Origin of the sequence: Mesorhizobium sp. M2E.F.Ca.ET.209.01.1.1 (assembly GCF_004010375.2) — a bacterium.
GTDB lineage: Bacteria > Pseudomonadota > Alphaproteobacteria > Rhizobiales > Rhizobiaceae > Mesorhizobium.
This window is the reverse complement of record NZ_SADP02000012.1, coordinates 50,347-69,897: the sequence shown is the minus strand read 5'-3', so window position 1 is coordinate 69,897 and position 19,551 is coordinate 50,347. Positions and strand designations below refer to the sequence as shown.

At 63.8% G+C, this 19,551-nt stretch carries 17 protein-coding genes and 1 pseudogene; 8 read left to right on the top strand and 10 right to left on the bottom strand.

Features of this window, described 5'->3' with window-relative positions; translation table 11 throughout:
• Positions 1 to 419: 419 nt before the first annotated feature.
• Complete coding sequence (locus tag EN852_RS21630; protein WP_127876889.1) at positions 420 to 1,622, top strand: aromatic ring-hydroxylating dioxygenase subunit alpha; 1,203 nt, start codon at positions 420 to 422, stop codon at positions 1,620 to 1,622.
• Between the two features lie 47 nt (positions 1,623 to 1,669).
• Here EN852_RS21630 and EN852_RS21625 read toward each other — a convergent pair whose 3' ends face one another.
• On the bottom strand, positions 1,670 to 3,088 hold the full coding sequence (locus EN852_RS21625; RefSeq protein WP_127876887.1) for an aminotransferase: 1,419 nt from the start codon (positions 3,086 to 3,088) through the stop codon (positions 1,670 to 1,672).
• 291 nt (positions 3,089 to 3,379) lie between these two features.
• Between EN852_RS21625 and EN852_RS21620 the strand changes: the two genes are divergently transcribed.
• From EN852_RS21620 to EN852_RS21610, 3 genes are read left to right on the top strand one after another with little or no spacing between them, the layout of a single operon-like run.
• Positions 3,380 to 4,297, top strand: a complete 918-nt coding sequence (locus EN852_RS21620; protein WP_127876885.1) for an ABC transporter permease — start codon at positions 3,380 to 3,382, stop codon at positions 4,295 to 4,297.
• Positions 4,294 to 5,115: an ABC transporter permease gene (locus tag EN852_RS21615; RefSeq protein WP_127876883.1), complete on the top strand. Its 822-nt coding sequence runs from the start codon at positions 4,294 to 4,296 to the stop codon at positions 5,113 to 5,115. Before EN852_RS21620 ends, EN852_RS21615 begins: the two co-directional genes overlap by 4 nt.
• A 37-nt stretch (positions 5,116 to 5,152) precedes the next feature.
• Complete coding sequence (locus EN852_RS21610; protein ID WP_127877099.1) at positions 5,153 to 6,226, top strand: ABC transporter ATP-binding protein; 1,074 nt, start codon at positions 5,153 to 5,155, stop codon at positions 6,224 to 6,226.
• Here the strand turns inward: EN852_RS21610 and EN852_RS21605 are convergent.
• The 5 genes and pseudogenes from EN852_RS21605 to EN852_RS21585 all read right to left on the bottom strand — a co-directional run bounded on the left by EN852_RS21605 (position 6,190) and on the right by EN852_RS21585 (position 11,321).
• Positions 6,190 to 7,488 carry a flavin monoamine oxidase family protein gene (locus tag EN852_RS21605; protein WP_127876881.1) on the bottom strand — a complete coding sequence of 433 codons (1,299 nt, stop codon included), beginning with the start codon at positions 7,486 to 7,488 and terminating at the stop codon, positions 6,190 to 6,192. The two genes, EN852_RS21610 and EN852_RS21605, sit on opposite strands and share 37 nt — an antisense overlap.
• Entirely contained in the window at positions 7,485 to 8,561 is a 1,077-nt protein-coding gene (locus tag EN852_RS21600; protein ID WP_127876879.1) for an extracellular solute-binding protein, read from the bottom strand. Before EN852_RS21600 ends, EN852_RS21605 begins: the two co-directional genes overlap by 4 nt.
• Positions 8,562 to 8,677: 116 nt before the next feature.
• Positions 8,678 to 9,760, bottom strand: a complete 1,083-nt coding sequence (locus EN852_RS21595) for an ABC transporter substrate-binding protein (RefSeq protein ID WP_127876877.1) — start codon at positions 9,758 to 9,760, stop codon at positions 8,678 to 8,680.
• Between the two features lie 80 nt (positions 9,761 to 9,840).
• Positions 9,841 to 10,524 (bottom strand): transcriptional regulator BetI, encoded by a 684-nt coding sequence (gene betI / locus EN852_RS21590; protein WP_127876875.1) that lies wholly within the window; start codon positions 10,522 to 10,524, stop codon positions 9,841 to 9,843.
• A 6-nt stretch (positions 10,525 to 10,530) separates the two neighbouring features.
• Positions 10,531 to 11,321 (bottom strand): annotated as a pseudogene (locus EN852_RS21585) (methyltransferase domain-containing protein).
• Positions 11,322 to 11,577: 256 nt separating this feature from the next.
• Between EN852_RS21585 and EN852_RS21580 the strand changes: the two are divergent.
• The 4 genes from EN852_RS21580 to EN852_RS21565 are packed head-to-tail and all read left to right on the top strand — an operon-like array spanning position 11,578 to position 16,303.
• On the top strand, positions 11,578 to 13,197 hold the full coding sequence (locus EN852_RS21580) for an NAD(P)/FAD-dependent oxidoreductase (RefSeq protein WP_127876873.1): 1,620 nt from the start codon (positions 11,578 to 11,580) through the stop codon (positions 13,195 to 13,197).
• On the top strand, positions 13,184 to 14,758 hold the full coding sequence (locus tag EN852_RS21575; RefSeq protein ID WP_127876871.1) for an NAD(P)/FAD-dependent oxidoreductase: 1,575 nt from the start codon (positions 13,184 to 13,186) through the stop codon (positions 14,756 to 14,758). Before EN852_RS21580 ends, EN852_RS21575 begins: the two co-directional genes overlap by 14 nt.
• A 46-nt stretch (positions 14,759 to 14,804) precedes the next feature.
• Positions 14,805 to 16,043 carry an aminomethyltransferase family protein gene (locus EN852_RS21570; RefSeq protein WP_127876869.1) on the top strand — a complete coding sequence of 413 codons (1,239 nt, stop codon included), beginning with the start codon at positions 14,805 to 14,807 and terminating at the stop codon, positions 16,041 to 16,043.
• A complete protein-coding gene (locus tag EN852_RS21565) occupies positions 16,040 to 16,303 on the top strand; it encodes a hypothetical protein (protein WP_127876867.1) in 264 nt (87 codons plus the stop codon). The genes EN852_RS21570 and EN852_RS21565 overlap by 4 nt, the downstream gene beginning before the upstream one ends.
• A gap of 6 nt (positions 16,304 to 16,309) precedes the next feature.
• Here the strand turns inward: EN852_RS21565 and EN852_RS21560 are convergent, their stop codons facing one another.
• The 4 genes from EN852_RS21560 to EN852_RS21545 form a co-directional block, all read right to left on the bottom strand.
• Complete coding sequence (locus tag EN852_RS21560; protein WP_127876865.1) at positions 16,310 to 17,368, bottom strand: dipeptidase; 1,059 nt, start codon at positions 17,366 to 17,368, stop codon at positions 16,310 to 16,312.
• 140 nt (positions 17,369 to 17,508) lie between these two features.
• A complete protein-coding gene (locus EN852_RS21555) occupies positions 17,509 to 17,808 on the bottom strand; it encodes a GNAT family N-acetyltransferase (protein WP_027166574.1) in 300 nt (99 codons plus the stop codon).
• A gap of 1 nt (position 17,809) precedes the next feature.
• A complete protein-coding gene (locus tag EN852_RS21550) occupies positions 17,810 to 18,439 on the bottom strand; it encodes an alpha/beta hydrolase (RefSeq protein WP_127876863.1) in 630 nt (209 codons plus the stop codon).
• Positions 18,440 to 18,443: 4 nt separating this feature from the next.
• Positions 18,444 to 19,376: a VOC family protein gene (locus EN852_RS21545; RefSeq protein WP_127876861.1), complete on the bottom strand. Its 933-nt coding sequence runs from the start codon at positions 19,374 to 19,376 to the stop codon at positions 18,444 to 18,446.
• Positions 19,377 to 19,551: the final 175 nt, after the last annotated feature.

The window sequence follows — 19,551 nt, the reverse complement described above, 5'->3', positions numbered from 1 at the left end:
CGCACCCGGTAACAACAGGATATTGGCGGCGGCCGACTCTGTAACAGGATTGAAACAGCGCTCGGCATTCTCGCCCTGCCGCAACCATTCCTTGGTTCGAAGCTGGTCGACGCAGATAATGCCACCTGTCGCGGCCGGCCGACTGTAAACGACCTCACACAAGCCTGCCGGGATCGGCCACCTCGGCGGCGTTGCCGTCCGCCTCGCAATCCATCGAAACGGAGCTTCTCCGGGGCAGCTGTCGGCGCGCGATTTCGCCGTTGCGCTTCCTTGATTAAGGCCCGGATTTTCCGGGATTTTTCCGGTTCAGTCGAGTTTGAATTTTCCGCCATGGAATTTTCATATTTCCACAAGCCATTGCATTTCAATGAAAAATATGCCTATATTGAATGACTATTCAACAAAAGAAGAGCATTCCGATGAACCCGCACCTGCCTGACGTGGCGATCCCCAATGGTTGGGACCGGCGGGGTTTGCCGGGGTGGAGTTATCACTCCAACGCCCTTCTCGAGCTCGAGAAGGAATACGTCTTCCGCAATCACTGGCAGATCGCCGGCCATGTCTCCGACGTGCCGAATCCGGGTGACTATCTGACCATGGACGTCATCGGCGAGCGCGCGCTGATCGTGCGCGGCAAGGACGGCGTCGTGCGCGCCTTCAACAACATGTGCCGCCACCGCGGCAGCCGCGTCGTCGCCGACAGCCAGGGCAGCTGCAAGAACGCGCTGGTCTGCCCGTTCCACGGCTGGGTCTACAATCTCGACGGCACGCTGCGCGGCGCCGCCCGTCCGCGCTCCTTCCCCGAGCTCGACAAGACCGAGTTCGGTCTGATGCCGCTCGACCTCGAAATCTGGATGGGCTTCATCTTCATCCGCTTCCGCAAGGGCGGCCCGCAGCCTTCGGTGGCAGAGCTCTTGAAGCCCATCGAAGCCGAGATGGCGCATTACAACATCGCCGACATGGTGCCGTCCTGGGGCATCTGGACGCAGAGATCGCCAGTCAACTGGAAGTCGGTGCGCGACGTCGACAATGAAGGCTACCACGTCGCCATGGCGCATCCGGCGCTGCAGGACCTCTATGGCGCCACCTATTTCGACGAGCCCTTCATCAATGGCGTGTCGCGGTCCTTCGCCACCTACAATCCGCATGCCGGCCGGCGCTGGAGCGTGCGCGAATACATCAAGCTTGCGCCTGAGGCCACGCATCTGCCGGAGCATCTGCGCAAGGCCTGGATCTACTACGGCATCTTTCCCAACAACGCGCTGTCGATCATGCCGGAATCGGTGCAGTTCTATCAGGAGTTTCCGCTGTCGACCGGCGAGACGCTGCTGCGCGGCGCGATCTACCGCTACAAGGACGAGACCAGGGAGCAGGCAGCGGCGCGCTACCTCGCCTACCGCATCGACCGCGACACGATGAACGAGGACGTGCAGCTTTCGGTGTGGTCGAACGAGTCCATGCTGTCGGAGGCTTTTGAAGGCTTCTACTTGTCGGATCTGGAGTACGGCGTGCGCACCCATCACGACCATTTGCGCAGGCAGGTCCCGGTGCTGAACCTGGAGACGGCGCCGGAAGAAAAGGACATGTGGGGGCTGAACGACGCGCTAAGGTCGAGGGGGTAGCCCTCTCTTCCTTCTCCCCGTTCCACGGGGAGAAGGAAAGAGGCTAATCACCCCCGCCACACCCCTTCCTTTCTCAAATCATCCATCGTGCGCGAAATCCCTTCGCGCAGGATCGCCACCATGTCGTCGACCTGCTCTTTGGTGATGATCAGCGGCGGCGACATCACGCACATGTTGATCAGCGGCCGCACCAGAAGGCCGAGCTCGTAGCAATGCGCGTCGATGCGTTTGCCGACATTCTTGTCGAGCTGCAGCGGATCCTTGCTTTCGCGATCAGCCACGCATTCGACGCAAGCCATCAGGCCGACGCCGCGCACCTCGCCGACCAGCGGCAGCTCTTCCAGCGTCTTCAGTCGCGCCTGGAAATAGGGCGCGATCTCGCGGGTGTGTTGAAGCACGCTCTCTTCCAGCAGGTCGAGGTTCCTCAGCGCCACCGCGCAGCCGATCGGATGGCTGGTGTAGGTGAGGCCATGGCCGAACATCGCGTCCGGATGGTTGGAGCGGCGCAACTCTTCCAGCAGCCGCTCGGAGATGATGACGCCGCCGAGCGGAAAATAGCCTGAGGTGACGCCTTTGGCGAAGGTGATCATGTCCGGATCGATGCCGAACACGTCGGCGGAGGCGAAGACATGGCCGAGCCGTCCGAAGCCTGTCACCACCTCGTCCGAAACATAGAGGATGTCGTTGTCGCGGCAGATCTCGCGGATGCGCTTCAGATACCCGTCCGGCGGCACGATGACGCCGCCCGAGGCCTGCACCGGCTCGCCGACGAAGGCGCCGATGCGCTCCGCGCCGACGCGCGCGATCGTGTCGCGGAACTGGTCGACCAGGAAATCGGTGAAGGCTGCGACATCCATGCCCTTCGGCCGCCGGAACGGATCGGGCGAGGAAAGCTTGATCACCAGATCGCTGGCGCCGTCCATCCAGTCGTGATCGCGCGGACGGCCGTTGAGCGAGGCCGATAGATAGGTCGAGCCGTGATAGGCGCCGCCGCGGCTGAGGATCAGCTTCTTCTCCGGCCGTCCGCGCACATTGTTGTAGAACTGCATGAAGCGCAGCGCCGTCTCCACCGCCGATGATCCGCCGGTGGTGAAGAAGGTGTGGCTGAGGTCGCCCGGCGCCGCGTCTGCGATGCGGCGTGCAAGCTCGGCCGATGGCGCGTTCATCGTGTACCAGGGCGTGTTGTAGGAGAGCGCCATCGCCTGGTCGTACATGACCTTGGCCAGCTCCTCGCGGCGATGGCCGACATTGATGCACCACATGCCGGCCGGGCCGTCGATCAGCCGCTTGCCCGAGGCATCGGTGATATAGATGCCGTCGCCCTCGCCGATCAGCGTGCGCGCCTCGGCGCCGACCGAGCCGGCATAGGGCCAGGGCTGGACGAGATGGCGCTTGGCGAGCTCGACCGCATCGTCGTCTTCAGGCCCGATAAGTTCGCTTGCCTTGATCTTGCTTTGAGCCGCCATCTTCGCCTCACACCATCGGGTTGCAGAAATTCTGTCGCACATCAAACAGCGCGGAAAACCAAGGAAATTAGGCTTTTCAGCACTTCATATTGAATGTTCGTTCAATCAATATTGCAGAAATAGCGCTTGATTTCAATCGGCGGATGCGCTCATGATGAAAGAATGTCGGCAAGCCAGGGAGCCATCGCGCTCCAGGCATAAATCGGGAACAGGCGGCCGGCGCTACGAATGGGAAGGCCGCATGGCGGGACAGTCCGAGCCAGCTACCGAAATCACGCCTGGAGCGCTGCAATGACGGTTGCCGCGGAAGGGTCGCCCCCGTTGCGCATGGCGGGGGCCAGACGAAATCCCCTTCTGCAATCGGAAGCCGTCCAGGGCTTTGCCCTGATCAGTCCCACCTTCGTCTACGCCCTTATTCTTCTCGTCCTGCCGATCCTGGTCGTCATCGCCCATTCCTTCTGGACGCAGAACTACCTCACCATCGACCACACCTTCACGCTGGAGAACTACCGGATCGCGCTGACCGAGCCGATCTACCGCGACCTGCTCTGGCGCTCGCTTTACATCTCGCTAACGGTCAGCCTGCTCACCGTGCTGCTCGCCTACCCGATCGCCTATTTCATTTCCTTCCATGGCGGTCGCCACAAGAGCCTGTGGCTGTTCCTCATCACCATCCCGTTCTGGACGAGCTACCTGCTGCGCGTGATGTCGTGGAAGGTGATCCTCGGCTATAATGGCGTCTTGAATTCCGGTCTGATGGGCCTTGGCATCATCAGCGAGCCGTCGGACGCGCTGCTCTACAATTCCACCGCCGTCATCATCACGCTCACCCATGCCTGGGCGACCTTCGCCATCCTGCCGATCTTCGTTTCGCTGGAGAAGGTCGACCGCACCCTGGTCGAGGCGGCGACCGATCTCGGCGACGGGCCGCTGCGCTCCTTCCTGCGCGTGACCCTGCCGCTGTCGGCGCCCGGCGTCATCTCGGCCGCGCTGATCGTCATGATCCCGACCGTCGGCGACTATGTCACGCCGAAGCTCGTCGGCGGCAAGGACGGCGTCATGATCGCCAACGCCATTCAGGCGCAGTTCGGCAAGGCGTCGAACTGGCCGCTGGGTGCGGCGCTCTCGGTCACCACCATGATCATCGTCTCGCTGATGGCCGGCGCCACCGTGCTGGTCATCCGCGCCCTGCAGAGGCTGGCACGATGACGGCGATGAGACGTTTCCTGCCTGGATGGCTGTCGAGCTACGCCACGCTCTACATCCTGTTCCTTTATCTGCCGGTGATCTTCCTGCCGATCTTCTCGATCAACACGGCAGCGACGCCGAAATTCCCACTCTCCGGCATCACGCTGCACTGGTACGAGGACCTGCCGAAAACGCCGGCGCTGATCGACGCCACCTGGAACAGCCTTTTGGTCGGCATATCGGCTTCGATCCTGTCGACGGTGCTCGGCATCCTCGCGGCACGCTCGATCACGCGTTACCGGTATCCCGGCCGCCGCGCCATCAACGGCCTGATCATGGCGCCGCTGGTGCTGCCCGAAGTGATCGTCGCCATCTCGATGCTGCTGGTCATGCTGCAGCTGGGCCTCAGCCTGTCGCTGTTCACCGTTGTGCTGGGCCATGTGCTGGTCTGCATCCCCTATTCGATGACCGTGCTGACCTCCGGCTTCGAGGGCTTCGATCGCAGCCTGGAGGAGGCTTCCGCCGATCTCGGCGAAAGCGCCTTCGGCACCTTCCGGCGCGTGACGCTGCCGATGGTCGCGCCGGCGATCATCTCCAGCCTACTGGTGTGCTTCACCATCTCGCTGGACGAATTCATCATCGCCTTCTTCCTCACCGGCACCGAGGCGACACTGCCGATCTACATCTGGGGCCAGCTGCGCTTCGCGGCCAAGCTTCCCGGCGTGCTGGCGCTCGGCACCTTGCTGCTCGTCGCGTCCTTCGTGCTGATGACGATTGCCGAAATCCTGCGCCGCCGCGCGGCGAGACGCACCCAAAGCGAGGGAGGCCTCTATGCTTGAGCGGGTTCAAACGGAGCGTACCCAATCCGACCGAACCATGATCGAGATCCGCGACGTGACCCGCAGCTACGGATCGTTCAAGGCGCTAGACAATGCCTCGCTGGCGATCCGCGAAGGCGAATTCTTCTCGCTGCTCGGACCCTCAGGCTGCGGCAAGACTACGCTGTTGCGCATGATCGCCGGCTTCGACACGCCGACCAGCGGTTCCATCGCCGTCGACGGCCAGCCGATGGACGGCATCCCCGCTAACCGGCGGCCGACAAACATGGTTTTCCAGAGCTATGCGATCTTCCCGCATCTCGATGTCGAGCAGAATGTCGCTTATGGGCTGAAGCGGCTTAAGCTCGATGCCGGCGAGGAGAAGCGCCGCGTCGAGGAGGCGCTGGCGCAGGTCTCGCTCACCGGCCTCGGCAAGCGCCGGGCCACCGAGCTTTCCGGCGGCCAGCGCCAGCGCGTGGCTTTGGCCCGCGCCCTGGTCATGCGTCCCAAGGTTCTGCTCCTGGACGAGCCGCTCTCGGCGCTCGACAAGAAGCTGCGCGAGCAGATGCAGGTCGAACTGCGCCGCCTGCAGCAGGCGGTCGGCATCACCTTCGTGCTGGTCACGCACGACCAATACGAGGCCTTGGCGATGTCCGACCGCATCGCCGTGATGTTCGGCGGCCGCATCGCGCAGGTCGCCTCGCCGAAGGAGATCTACCAGCGCCCGGTCAATCGCCAGGTGGCCGACTTCCTCGGCGGCATGAACTTCGTCAAGGCCGAGATCGTCGAGGAGAACGGTGCTTCGCTGGTGCTCGACACGCTGGGCTTCGGCCGCGTCAGGACCGACAAGCCGAAGGCCTTCGTGCGCAATGGCGGCGCGGCGACGCTTGGCATCCGGCCGGAGCGGCTGCGCGTTCTGTGGGACAATGCGACGGCGAAATTCGAGGTGGCCGGCAAGGTGGTGGAGCGCCACTATTTCGGCGAGATCACCCATCTGATCGTCGAGATACCGGGGCTCGAAAAACCGCTCTCGGTCACCGAGACCAACGATTTCGGCGCCGACGATATTCCGGTCGGAGCCCCGATCCGCCTCGCCTACGACCCCGAGGCCTTGGTGGCGATGGCCGACTGAATCTTTGCGGCAGCGATGCGCCCGGCGACGATCGCGCCCTCGACATAACCCGGGAAAGACGGCGAGACCTCAGAAGCGGCGAAATGGGTCGGCGGCGCGCCGGCGAGGATGACGCGTTCGGCATCGCGCGCCGTCACATCGATGATGAGGTCGCTATAGGCGCCGCCGCTCCAGCGGTCATGCGTCCAGTCACGCGCGCTGAAATCGACGATGTCGGCGGCCTGCGGGCCGAGCGCCTGGACAAGCCTCGCGCTGATTTCCGCCTGCAGCGCCGCCTCGCCGAGCGGATGCCAGCCCAGCGCGAGCGGCCCGCCGACAAAGACGATAAGCGCGGCGTGATCGGCATCCCTGCTGGCGTCGCAGGCAAAAAGCCCGGGCTGGTCACGCCACATCACCATGCCGCACAGGCCCCGCTCGCGCCAGAAGGGCTTTGCGTAGCGCACCAGGATCTTGATCACCGCGCCGCTTTCCCAGACGCCGAGCGCGCTTGTAAGCTCGGCAGGCAGGGCAGGCGCGAAGTCGAGCTTCGCGGCCGTCGCCGGCGGCAGCGCGATCAGAACCTCGCGCGCTTCGATCGTGGCCGCGCCGGTGCTGATGCGAATGCCTTGCGGGGCGCGCTCGACACGCGTCGCCGCCTGGTTCAGGCGCAGCCGGTCGCCGAGCTCGGCGGCCAGATCCTCGGCCAGCGATTGCATCGTGTCGCCCAGAAAATACTGCAGCTCGAACACCTCGTTGGTGATGCGGCGATCATTGTCGATCAGGTACCAGAGCGGCACCTTATCCGCCGCCAGGCACCACAGGCCCTCGACCAGCGAGCGGAAAGCAGCTTTGGCATCGGTTTCATCATGCTGGCGTTCCAGCCAATCGGCGACGGTCAGCCCGGCAATCGTCGGATCGTCGGGATCGATCCGGTTCATGCGCTCGCGGATCGCCATCGAGACATGATAGGTCCGCTCCGCCCGCGCCGCTGTCATCGACGGATGAGTGATGAACTCGCCTTCGATATAGGTCTCGACGAAGCTCTTGCCCCGCGCCTTGGCCAGCGCCATCAGCTCGGGCATGTCCTGGCATAGGAACTGCCCGCCGCTGTCGATCAGCTCGCCGAGCCCGTTGCGGACGGCCTCCACCCTGCCGCCGACGCGGTCACGCGCTTCGAGCACTAGGAAATCGATACCGGCGCGCTTCAATTCGAGCGCGGCGGAGAGGCCGGTGAAGCCGGCGCCGACGATGACGACGTCGGTTCTTTCAATGATGCTGCTCAATAGCCGGCCTTGATCTTCTCGAACTCGGCGACCATGCGCTGCTTGAGGTCCGGCGCAACCGGCTGCTGGAACAGCGTCTTGTCGAGGAACTTGTCGAGATTGTCGAAGCCGCGCTCGGAGAGCAGTTTCTGGTCCATCGCCGCCATGCCCGCGCTGTTGCCGTGACCGTAGCCAAAGGTCTTCACCATATACTCCGAAACACCCGGCGCGTTGACGGCGCTCAGGAAATCATAGGCCTGGTCGAGCTTGCCCGGCGCATCCTTGAGCAGCACATAGCCGCACACCCAGGTCGAGATGCCTTCCTTGGTGTCGCGGTTCATGGCGATCGGCAAGCCCTGCCCCTTCAGCGTCACATAGGTCTCGTTCCAGCCCCAGACCAGATCGACTTCATTGCCGGTGAAGGCCTGGTTGAGATCGGTGTCGTCGGTCCAGTAGAAGCGTACATTCTTGTGCACATCGCGCAGGAAGGCGGAGGCTTGGCTGAACTGCTCGTCGGTCATCTTGGTCCAGTCCTTCAGGCCGATGACCAGGCTCGCCAGCGCATAGGCGTCGTCGACATTGTCGCCGATGGTGACGCGGCCCTTGAACTTCGGGTCGGCGAAGATCTTCAGCGACTGCGCCTCATCCGCCGTCACCTTGTCGGTGCGGTAGAGCAGCGAGGTATTGCCCCAGTCGAAAGGCATGAACCAAGCCTTGCCGTCGGCGGTGGTGGCGAGGTCCTTCATCGCCATGATGCCGGGATTAAGGTCCTTCCAGCCGGCGATCTTCGAAGTGTCGAGCGGCTGCAGCAACCCGGCCTCGCGCCACTTCACCACGCTTTGCGAGCAGGGATGCGCGATATCGGCCTTGAAGCCGGCACGCATCTTCTCGAAGGCCTCGTCCTCGTCGCCGAAGAAGGAGAAGGTCGGCTCGGCGCCGTGTTTGGCGGTGTAGGCCGGATGCAGCAGCGGATCCTCGTAACCGGACCAGTCGAAGACGACGAGGTCGCCGCCGCCTTCCGCAAGCGCATAGGCTGTGCCCGCGCCGACGGTGACGAGGGCAGCCAGGGCAAGGCGGCGAAGCATGGTTTTCATGGCGCGAGAAACTCCCCCATCGCGGATGACGGAAGGAAGTTAGGAGAATTCAGAAGCTTTGGCGAGCCCGCTCACTTTGCTCTGCTTGGCAAGCAAGCGGGCCACTAAAATCCAGCTCAATAGCCGGCTTTGATCTTCTCGAACTCGGCGATCATCTTGAGCTTGAGTTCCGACGGCAGCGGCTGCTGGAACAAGGTCTTGTCGACCCACTTTTCCACATTGTCGTAGCCCTTTTCCTTCAGGATCGTCGGGTCGACGCCGGCCATGCCCTTGGCATTGGCCTGGCCGTAGCCCCAGTCCTTGACCAGCGTCTTGGCGACTTCCGGATCGTTGACGGCATTGAGATAGTCATAGGCTTTGTCGATGTTGCCGGGCGCGTCCTTGAACAGCACGTAGCCGCATACCCAGGTCGAGATGCCTTCGTCGGTGTCCTTCTTGGACTTGATCGGCACGCCCGCTGCGGCCGACTGCACAGTCGCGTCGTTCCAGGCCCAGGCGAGATCGACCTCGCCGCCGGAAAGCAGCTGCACGATGTCGGTGGTGTCGGTCCAGTAGGAGCGCACATTCTTGTGCACTTGGCGCAGGAAGTCGGATGCCTGCTTGAACTGATCGTCCGTCATCTTGGTCCAGTCCTTGAGCCCGATGGCGAGGCTGGCCAGCGCATAGGCGTCGTCGACATTGTCGCCGATCGAGACACGGCCCTTGTATTTCGGATCGGCGAACACCTTCAGCGACTGCACGTCCTTTTCGGCGATCTTATCGGAATTGTAGGTGAGCTGGGTATCGCCCCAGTCCCAGGGCATGAACCAGGCCTTGCCGTCGGGCGTGGTGGCGAGATCCTTCATCGCCATGATGCCGGGATTGAGATCCTTCCAGCCGGTGATCTTCGAGGTGTCGAGCGGCTGCAGGAGTCCTGCCTCACGCCATTTCACCACGCTTTGCGAGCAGGGATGGCCGAGATCGGATTTGAAGCCGGAGCGGATCTTTTCGAAGGCCTCGTCCTCGTCGCCGAAGAAAGCGAAGGTCGGCGAGTCGCCGTTCTTTTCGACATATTTGCCGTGGAAGCTCGGATCCTCGTAACCGGACCAGTCGAACACGATCAGGTCCTTGTCGGCGGCAACGGCGAAGGCTGCCGCCGAAGCCGCGATCGCGCTCCCAATCGCCAATGTCAGTGTCAGGCGACGGCTGAGTTTCTTCATGCTGTTCCATCCTCTTTTTGGTTTGCCGGTCTTGTTTGGCCGGCTGTTGCTAACCCCGATTTTGCTAGCCCCAGTTCTCGCTAGCCATAGTGCTTCGGGAAGGCGGCGGCCAAGAACGCGTTCGCCGCCTGCAGCGCGGTCTCTCGCGTGGTGTCCTCCGTCCCCATCATCAGCCGCAGCCACAGGCCCTCGAGCATGGCGCTGAGCGCGAGCGCGATGGCCTGGGGGTCATAGGCGTAACCGCCGCTTTCTTTGAGCGTCGTGCAGAGATCGATGAAGACCTGCTGGTAATAGGCGTCGCGCGAGCTGCTCAGCGCCTGGTAAGTCGGCCGCGACTTGGCTTCGCCCCAGAAGGCAAGCCAGGCCGCGAGCTTTCGCTTGTTGCAGATCGATCGATCGAAATCGGCCCACACCAGATGCTGCAATTGTCGCGCCGGATCGTCGCCCGCTTTCTGCAAGGCCATGCGCCAATGCGCCGAATACTCGTCATACATGTGCTGCAGCGTGGCGATGAGCAGCTTTTCCTTGCTCTCGAAATGGAAGTTGACGATGCCGCGCGACAGGCCCGCGCCGTCGGCCACGTCAGCCATCGTCGTTTCGGCATAGCCACGCTTGGCCAGTGAATCGATCGTGGCCTCGATCAGTTGCAACCGCCGGACCTCTTTCGAGGCCTTGCGGCCGCGCTTTTCGGCATCGCCTTTTTGCGACGTTTCGGAGAGAGCATCGCTCGCCTCGGTGTTCATGGGTGTGACGGTCTCCAGCATGGCCGGCTATCCAACCGGCTTCCAACCGCGCAGATGAGTGGGGCGGTGCTCGCCACTGTCAAGCACCTTCTGCATCGCCTCCCAGGTCCTGATGTTCTTGTCGACATAGGCCGCGCCGACCGCTGCCGCGGCCTGCGCGTAGAGCGGCCCTTTGAGCCGCAAAAGCTCTTCGCGGGCGACCTCGCGGTACCATGGATTGCGGTCGCGCACCGTGATGTCGGTGAAGCCGGCGCGCCGCATCGCCTCGGCGTAGCGCGCCGGCGAGGCCATGGCGAAGGAGAGCCCCTCGGCCGCGACATAGGCCTTCATCTCAGGCGACGGTTCTCCGTCATGCGAGATCATCCAGTTCGACGCGGCAAAGACTCCGCCCGGCTTCATCACCCGAAAAATCTCGGCGAACAGCGCGTCCTTGTCCGGCACATGCAAAAGCGCATCCTTGGAGAAGACGACGTCGAAGGAAGCATCGGCGAAGGGCAGCGGCCCCGGCGGCGCTTGGACGAAGCCGACGCGGCGAGGCCCTGCCTGATCGCCCCTCGCCTCGCCGCCTCGATCACCGGCTTTTCGACGTCGAAGCCGGTGGCTCGGGCCGCACCATGCGTTGCCACCAGATGCAGCGTGATGCCGCCGGCGCCGCAGCCGATATCCAGGATCGTCTTGCCCCTGAGCGATAGGCGTTCGACCACGCGGTCGACCTCTTCAGGACCGCCCGGCGACAGGTAGCCCTCGCCCCACAACGCCTCCAAGAAGCGGATGGCGGTCTCGTCATATTCCGGCTCGGCGTCAGCCGTCTCGATCATCGGATCCTCAACCCAAAATGCCGATGTGGATCAGTCCCCAGAATGTTGCCAAAGCCTAGCGCATCAACGCGAAAACGCAACATAATTTGTTGAACATTCATTCAAAATGGCTGGACAAAAAACCGTGATCCGTGCCAAATTCTCGCAATCAGGGAACAAACGCACCGAGCAATCCCAGGAAAAAGCGTGAAGCGGTTTCCGTCTGGGATTGCGCAAAAACAAGAAGATAGGGCGACCGGATGGAGGTTCTGCGCACATGAAGGGCTGGGACGCGATCGTCATCGGCGGCGGCCACAACGGACTGGTCAACGCCTGCTATCTGCAGCGCGCCGGACTGGATGTGCTGGTGGTCGAGAAGAACGACTGGGTCGGCGGCGCGGCGACCAGCCGCGAGCTGACGCCGGGCTTCCTCTATTCCAACTGCTCCTATGTCTGTTCGCTGTTCCGACCCGAGATCATGCGCGACCTGGAGCTGCCGCGCTTCGGCCTGCAGGTGATCTCCTATGAAGGCGGCGCCGTGTTCACGCGCGACGGCGACTATCTTGCCAACTACCGCGACCACGATGCGCATCGCCGCGAGTTCGCCCGTTTCTCGAAGCGAGACGCCGAGGCCTATGACCGCTATTCGTGCGACGTCACCAGGCAGTGCCGCTTCATCCAGCCGCTTTTGATGCGCACCGCCCCCGACCCGACCAGTTTTAGGCCGCGCGACCTGGGTGAACTGCTCTATCTGGGGAAAAAGTTCGCAGGTCTCTCGGCCGAGGAGATGGCGCTGACCCTGCGCTTCTGGACGATGTCGATCTCCGACTTCCTCGATGAGTATTTCGAGACCGACGTCATCAAGGCGAACTTCGCGCTCTCCGGCATCATCGGCACGGCGCTCGGGCCGATGTCGCCCGGCACCGCCTATGTGCTGCTGCACCACTATATGGGCGAGGTCGACGGCTCGGTCGGCGCCTGGGGCTATGCGCGCGGCGGCATGGGCGCCGTCACCAAGGCGCTGGCCGCCTCCTTCAAGGCCACCGGCGGCACCATCCGCACCGGCGCCGAGGTCGACCATGTGCTGATCAAGAATGGCAAGGCGAAGGGCGTGGTGCTCGCCGGCGGCGAGGAGATCTACGGTAAGCTCGTCATCTCCAACGCCGACGTCAAACGCACCTTCCTGAAGCTGGTCGAGGAGAAGGAACTGCCAGACGTCTTCCTGCGCCGTGTCAGGAACTTCAAGATCCGCGGCTCCTCCGGCAAGGTCAACATCGCGCTGGATTCGCTGCCCGAATTCCCGGCTCTGCCGAAGGACTCGCCGGTCTATCTCGCCGACATGCACTTCACCGATTCCATCGAGCGCATGGAGCGCGCCTATGACGACTGGAAGGCCGGGCGCTGGTCTGCCGATCCCTTCCTCGACATGATGATCCCGACCACGCTCGACCCGACCATGGCGTCGCCGGGCAAGCACTTCATGAGCTGCTTCGTGCAATACGCGCCGCCGAAGATAAACGGGCGTGACTGGACAGATGCCGACCGCGACGGCTTCGCCGAAAGCGTGATTTCCCAGATCGCTCAATATTCGCCCGGCTTCCGCGACCGCATCGTCCATATGGAGGTGCGCACGCCGCGCGAGATCGAGGCCGAGGTAGGCCTGACCGAGGGCAACATCTTCCAGGGCGAGCTCACCTTCGACCAGTTGCTCTTCAACCGCCCGGTGCCGGGCTACGCGCAATACCGCTCGCCGGTCGGCGGCCTCTATATGTGCGGCTCCTCCACCCATCCGGGCGGCGGCGTCATGGGCGCGCCAGGACGCAACGCCGCCGCCGAGATCCTACGCGACCTCGCCAAGCCAACCCTGCATATGAGCCCGGCTCATGACGTCATCTGATTCGAACTGGGATGCCATCGTCATCGGCGGCGGCCATAACGGCCTCGTCGCCGCCGCCACGCTCGCCAAATCCGGCCGCACGGTGCTGCTGCTGGAGGCCGGCAGCGAAATCGGCGGCGCCGCGCGCACCGAGGAATTCGCGCCGGGCTTTCGCGTCTCCGCCGTCGCCCATCTGCTCAATCGGCTGCATCCCGATGTGGTGAAGACCCTGGAGCTGGAGCGCCATGGGCTGAAGGTTGAGCGCTCAAACTTCGTGCCGTCGGTGGCACTGTCGAAGGACGGCCCGCTTACGCTGCACGGCGCCTATGGCGAGGTGCTGACCGGCGCGAGCCCTGCGGAAGAATCCGCCTGGAAGGAACTGCGCGCGCAGCTGCTGTGCTATGCCGGCGTGCTGAAGCCGTTCCTATCGCGCCGGCCGCCGGACCTCGGCAACATGTCGCTTGCGGAAATGGCCGGGCTTGGCCAGACGGCGCTGGCGCTGAAGCGGCTCGGCAAGGAAGATATGCGCGACTTCCTGCGCGTGCTTCTGATGAATGTCTACGACCTTCTCGATGAGCAGCTTTCGGACGACCGGCTGAAGGGCCTGCTTGCTTTCGACGCGACGCTCGGCTCGCATCTCGGGCCGCGCTCGCCGACCTCACTGCTCAGCCTCTACTACAGGCTTGCCGGCGAGATAGGCGGCCTTGCCGGCGCGCAAGTCCAGCCGAAAGGCGGCATGGGCGCCGTCGTCGCCGCCATCCGCGCCGCGGCGGAAATGGCCGGCGTTTCCATCCGCCACGCTTCGCCGGTCGCCAGGGTGATCGTTAAAAAGGGCCGCGCCGTCGGTGTCGTCACGCAGACCGGCGAGACGCTGCGCGCCAAGACCGTCGTTTCCGCCGTCAATCCGGTGACGACGATCCTCGATCTGGTCGGCCCGCGCGAGGTCGACACCGGCTTCGTGCGCAAGGTGAAGAACATCCGCATGAAGGGCGATGCGGCGAAGCTCCACCTGGCGCTCGATCGCCCGCCGCAATTCGTCGGTGTCGATGCCGCCGGTCACAAGGGCCGCCTCGTCATCGCGCCTTCGCCCGACCATGTCGAGCGCGCCTTCAACCCATCGAAATATGGCGAGTTTTCTCCGGAGCCGGTGATGGAGATCACGCTGCCCAGCCTCGTCGATCCATCGCTCGCTCCGCCCGGCGCCTGCGTGCTCTCAGCGGTGGTGCAATACGCGCCCTATGCGTTGAAAGAGGGCTGGACCGCCGGCAAGCCGAAATTCCTCAAGGCGATCATGGGTGAGCTCGAAACCTATGCGCCCGGCATCGGCGCGACGGTGCGCCACGCCGAGCTCCTGACGCCCGGCGATATCGAGGATCGCTACCGCATGCCAGGCGGCCACTGGCACCATGGCGAGTTGCAGGCCGACCAGATGCTGATGTCGCGGCCGGTCTCCGGCTGGTCGGGCTACGACACGCCGCTCGAAGGACTGTTCCTTGCCGGCGCCGGCTCGCATCCCGGCGGCGGCATCTCCGGCGCGCCCGGCCTCAACGCCGCGCGCCGCATCATAGCGATGAGGGCATGAGGATGAAATTCGTCGAAGTAGCGCTCCACGGCGAAGGAACGCCGTCATGAACCATCATTCCACGATCAAGCCATCAACCGACGCCCGCACAGCAGCCCAATCCCACTTCCGCACGCTGCGGCTGGGCACGCCGTTCCAGCCGCGCATCGACGCGCTTGGACTGAAGCAGGACTGGTACAGCTGGGCCGGCTATCGCGCGCCGCATTCGCTGTGGGACGAGGAGCTTGAATATTTCGCCATCCGCAGCCAGGCGGCGCTCTTCGACATCTCACCGATGACGAAGTACCGGATCGAGGGCTCGGACGCCGAAGCCTATCTCGACCGCGTCACGCTGCGCGACGTGACCAAACTGAAATCCGGCCGCGTCCACTACACCGCCTGGTGCGACGACGAGGGTTTCGTGCTCGACGACGGCACTTTGTTCCGGCTATCGCCGACGCGCTTTCGGCTGTGCTCGCAGGAGCGGCATCTGCCCTGGCTGCTCGACAGCGCTTTTCGGTACGATGTGACTGTCGAGGAAGAGACCGAGGCCGTCGCCGGCCTGGCGCTGCAAGGCCCGACCTCCTTCGCCATCCTGCGCGACGCGGGCTTTGCCGGCGTCGAGCGGCTGAAGGTTTTCGACCTTGCCGAGTTCGCACATGACGGCGCGACCGTCACCATCTCGCGCACCGGTTTCACCGGCGATCTCGGCTACGAATTGTTCGTGCCTGCCGACAAGGCGCTCAGCCTGTGGGACCGGCTGATGGCGGCGGGCGAGCTGCGCGGCATCCGCGCCATCGGCTATACCGCGCTGAACCGCACCCGGCTGGAAGCCGGCCTGATCGTCGCCAATGCCGACTTCACAACGTCCGAGCATGCCATCCGCACCGACCGTCTGCGCATGCCGGACGAGATCGGCCTCGGCTTCATGATCGATCCGGACAAGGGCCACTTCAACGGCCGCCGCGCCATCCTCGAAGCGCGGGCGAAAAAGAAACTGCGCCACGTGCTGGTCGGGCTGGAGATCGAAGGCAACATCCCGGCCGAGCATGCCATGGTCTACTACAAGAAGAGCCAGGAAGTCGGGCTGGTCAGCGCGGCGATGTGGTCGCCTATGGCCAAGCGCAACATCGCGCTCGCCTCGCTGCAGCGGCCTTATGGCGATACGATCGTCGACGACCTCTGGGTCGAGATTTACGCCATGCGCGAGCTGCAGTACCAGAAGCTGATGAAGAAGGCGAAGGTGGTGCCGCGGCCCTTCATCAAGCTCGACCGCCGAACCGCCAACCCGCCGGCGGACTTTTGACCGTGGCAAGCGAAGCGGAAGAGCTGGAGGCAGAAGCCGCCGAACAATGGCAGCTGGTCAACACGCCGCTCGGCGAGATGTGGTCCGGCCGCACCCGCTATGCGGCGGCGATGTTCTTCTTCAAGCGCGGCGAGATGAATGCCGAGACGCTGGAGGTCTACCGCATCTGCGCCCGGCTCGACGCTGAAGATCCCTTGCCGATCATCCGCGACCGCGGCGTCGGCAAGGAATGGCTGAAGCGGATGGGCTACGCGCAGTAGGCGCGCTTACCCGATCGTCCTTTCCAGCACGCTCAACCAGTTCCGATAAGCGATCTTCTCGATCAGCGCGCGGCCGAAACCGCGCGCGGCGAGCGCGTCGATGAGCTTGGGCAGGCCGGCGACGTCGCCGATCGGGGCCGGGATCATGGCGCCGTCGAAATCGGAGCCGAGGCCGACGCCGTCCTCACCCAGCGCCTGCAAGAGCGAGTCGATATGGCGCACCATGATGTCGATGCTGGTGTCGGCATTCATCCTTCCGTCCTCGCGCAGGAAGCCGGTGGCGAAGTTCAGGCCCACCATGCCGCCCGATTCGCGGATCGCGCCGAGCTGCCAGTCGGTCAGGTTGCGCGAATGGCCGCAGATCGCATGCACGTTGGAATGGGTGGCAACCAGCGGCGCGTCGCTCAAGCCCGCCACGTCGCGAAACCCCTTCTCGTTGAGATGCGACAGGTCGATCATGATCCTGAGCTGGTTGCACGCTTTGACCAGCGCCTTGCCGGCATCCGTGAGGCCGGGCCCGGTGTCGGGCGACGACGGAAAGCGGAACGGCACGCCATTGCCGAAGGCGTTCGGCCGGCTCCAGACGATGCCGAGCGAACGCAGGCCGGCGGCATGCAGCACGTCGAGCATGGCAAGCCCCGGATCGATCGCCTCGACGCCCTCGATATGGAAGATTGCGGCGATCGAGCCCTTCGCCATGGCGTCTCGCACATCGCCGGCGCTGCGGCAGACGGTCAGCGCGCCGGCGCGCTCCAACCGGAACAGGATCGAAGCCATGCCGATGGTGGAGGTGATCGCTTCCGCCTGCGGCAGCTCGGGCGGCAACGGCTCGTTGTCGCTCGGCGCCGGCGGCACGGCGCTGCGTTTCGACTTCTCGACCGGCGGCGGAAAGATCGCGAACATGCCGCCGGCAAAGCCGCCCTTCCTGGCGCGCGGCAGGTCGATATGGCCGCCCGGCGTCCCCTCGATGAACAGTTTTTCGACATCGGCTTCCTTCGACTGGTAGAGCCGAAGCAGCGTGTCGTTATGTCCGTCGAAAACGGGGATCAGGTCGGTATCGGTCATCAGGGGAGCCATTCAAATCAGTGACGGGCGGGACGTTCGTCCGAGCGAACCGTCAACTTAGGCAAGATGACCGGGCGGTGCAAATGCGAAGACTTCCCCTTCTCCCCTTGTGGGCCCACAAGGGGAGAAGGTAAAAGCGCTCACTGCTTCAACACGTCCGCCCATTCCGGATGACGGCGGAACTGGGCATTGGCGAAGGGGCAGAGCGGAATGATCTTCTTGCCGGCGGCGCGCGCGTCCTCGACGGCGCGGGTGACGAGCCGAAGCCCGGCGCCCTGGCCGCGAAAGACGTCCGGCACCTCGGTGTGATCGATGATGAGCTGGTGCTCGCCGATTTTGGTGAAGGTCATCTCGGCCTCGGCGCCGCCGGGGCCGCGCAGCACATAGCGTCCCTTGGAGCCGCGGTCTTCCAGTTCGATCTCGGGCAATTGGTCAGCCATTTCACTTGTCTCCTTCGACAGCCGGCGCCGGCGCAAAGAGCCGCCGCGCCGCTTCGATTTCATTCGGCCGAACCTCATGCCCGCCGTCGTGCCATTCCACTGTGACATCGGCACCGTCGGCGCGCAAATAGGCCTCCAGCCGCGACGTCAAATTGGGCGGGCAGATCGGGTCGCGCCTGCCGGCCGTTATCAGGATGTGGCGGCCGGCAAGGCTGCCCTGGACACGAGGCTCGAACGGGATCAGCGGATGCATCAGCGCCGCGGCGTCGAACAGGCCGGGCTCGGCGAACAACACCGAAGCCAGGATATTGGCGCCGTTGGAGTAGCCGAGGCCGAACACCGCCGAAGGCTTTGCCGCCTCGACATGCGCCTTGACGAAGCTCGCCATCTTCGATGTCGCGCGCGCCAGGTCGTCCATGTCGTAGACGCCCTCGCCGGTGCGGCGGAAGAAGCGGGCAGCACCATGCTCCGACACATCGCCGCGCGGCGAGATGATCGTCGCCGAAGGCACAAGCTCGCGGCCGAAGCCAACAAGCTGGTTCTCATCCGCGCCGGTGCCGTGGAAGACGAAGAGCAGCGGGCTGCCCGGCGAACCGGGCAGCATTTTGTGGATGTAAGCGTCCTTGCTCATGGCTTCAGTCTTCCAGCTTCTGCAGATGCTCTTCGAGGTAAGGTCTGAGATGCTGATGCTGCGTCGGCAGCTTCAGCGCCTCGCCAAGATGCGCGGTGTCCTCGTCGCGGTCGAAGCCCGGCTCGTTGGTGGCCACCTCGAACAGCACGCCGCCCGGCGTGCGGAAATAGATCGCCCAGAAATAGTCGCGATCGATGACCGGCGTCACACCGTAACCGGTGTCGACCAGCGCCTTGCGCACCTCGAGCTGCTTGGCGCGATCCTCGACCGCGAAGGCGACGTGGTGCACCGAGCCGGCGCCAAGATTGGCAAAGCCAGCGCCCGGCAGCGATTCGATGTCGACGACATCGGCCCCATTGCCGTTCTTGATCGCCAGCCGGCGGACGTTGCCGGACTTGTCGACCTCCTCATAGCCCATGAACTTCAAGAGCTCCTCGGTGGCGCCGCCATCCTTCAGCCGGAGCGAGACCGAGTGAAAGCCGCGGATCGCCTCGTCGGAGGGAACGCCGCCCTTGACCCACGGCGCTCTGCTGTCGGCCTTGTCCTCGACGAGGGCAAAACTGTCGCCGTCCGGGCCGGTGAAGGTGAGCCGCTTCTCGCCGAAACTTTCGCTACGCGCCACGTTGCCGACGCCTTCGTCGGCGAAGCGCTTTTCCCAATAGGCGAGCGTGCCTTCGGGCACCGAGAACACCGTCGTGCCGACCTCGCCGACGCCGTGCCGGCCCTTGCCGATATCGGGGAACGGGAAATAGGTCATCACCGAACCCGGCGTGCCGACCTCGTCGGCATAGTAGAGGTGGTAGACATCCGGCGCGTCGAAATTGACGGTCTTCTTCACCCGGCGCAGGCCGAGCTTTTTCGTGAAGAACTCATTGTTGCGGCGTGCATCGCTCGCCATCGAGGTGACGTGATGCAGGCCCTGGATCTGGTTGAGCATGATCGCTCCTTCCTTTGTTCTTGCGCGGCCCTCGCCGCTGTCCACGCCAATATGAGGATAGGCGGGCCAGCGGCAAAGCGGTCAAACACAGAATGGACTGTGTCATAAAAGTGAACGACTGTTCGAAATATGTTCACCAATCTATCACTGTCGCTGGCTTGCGCCGCCGATGATT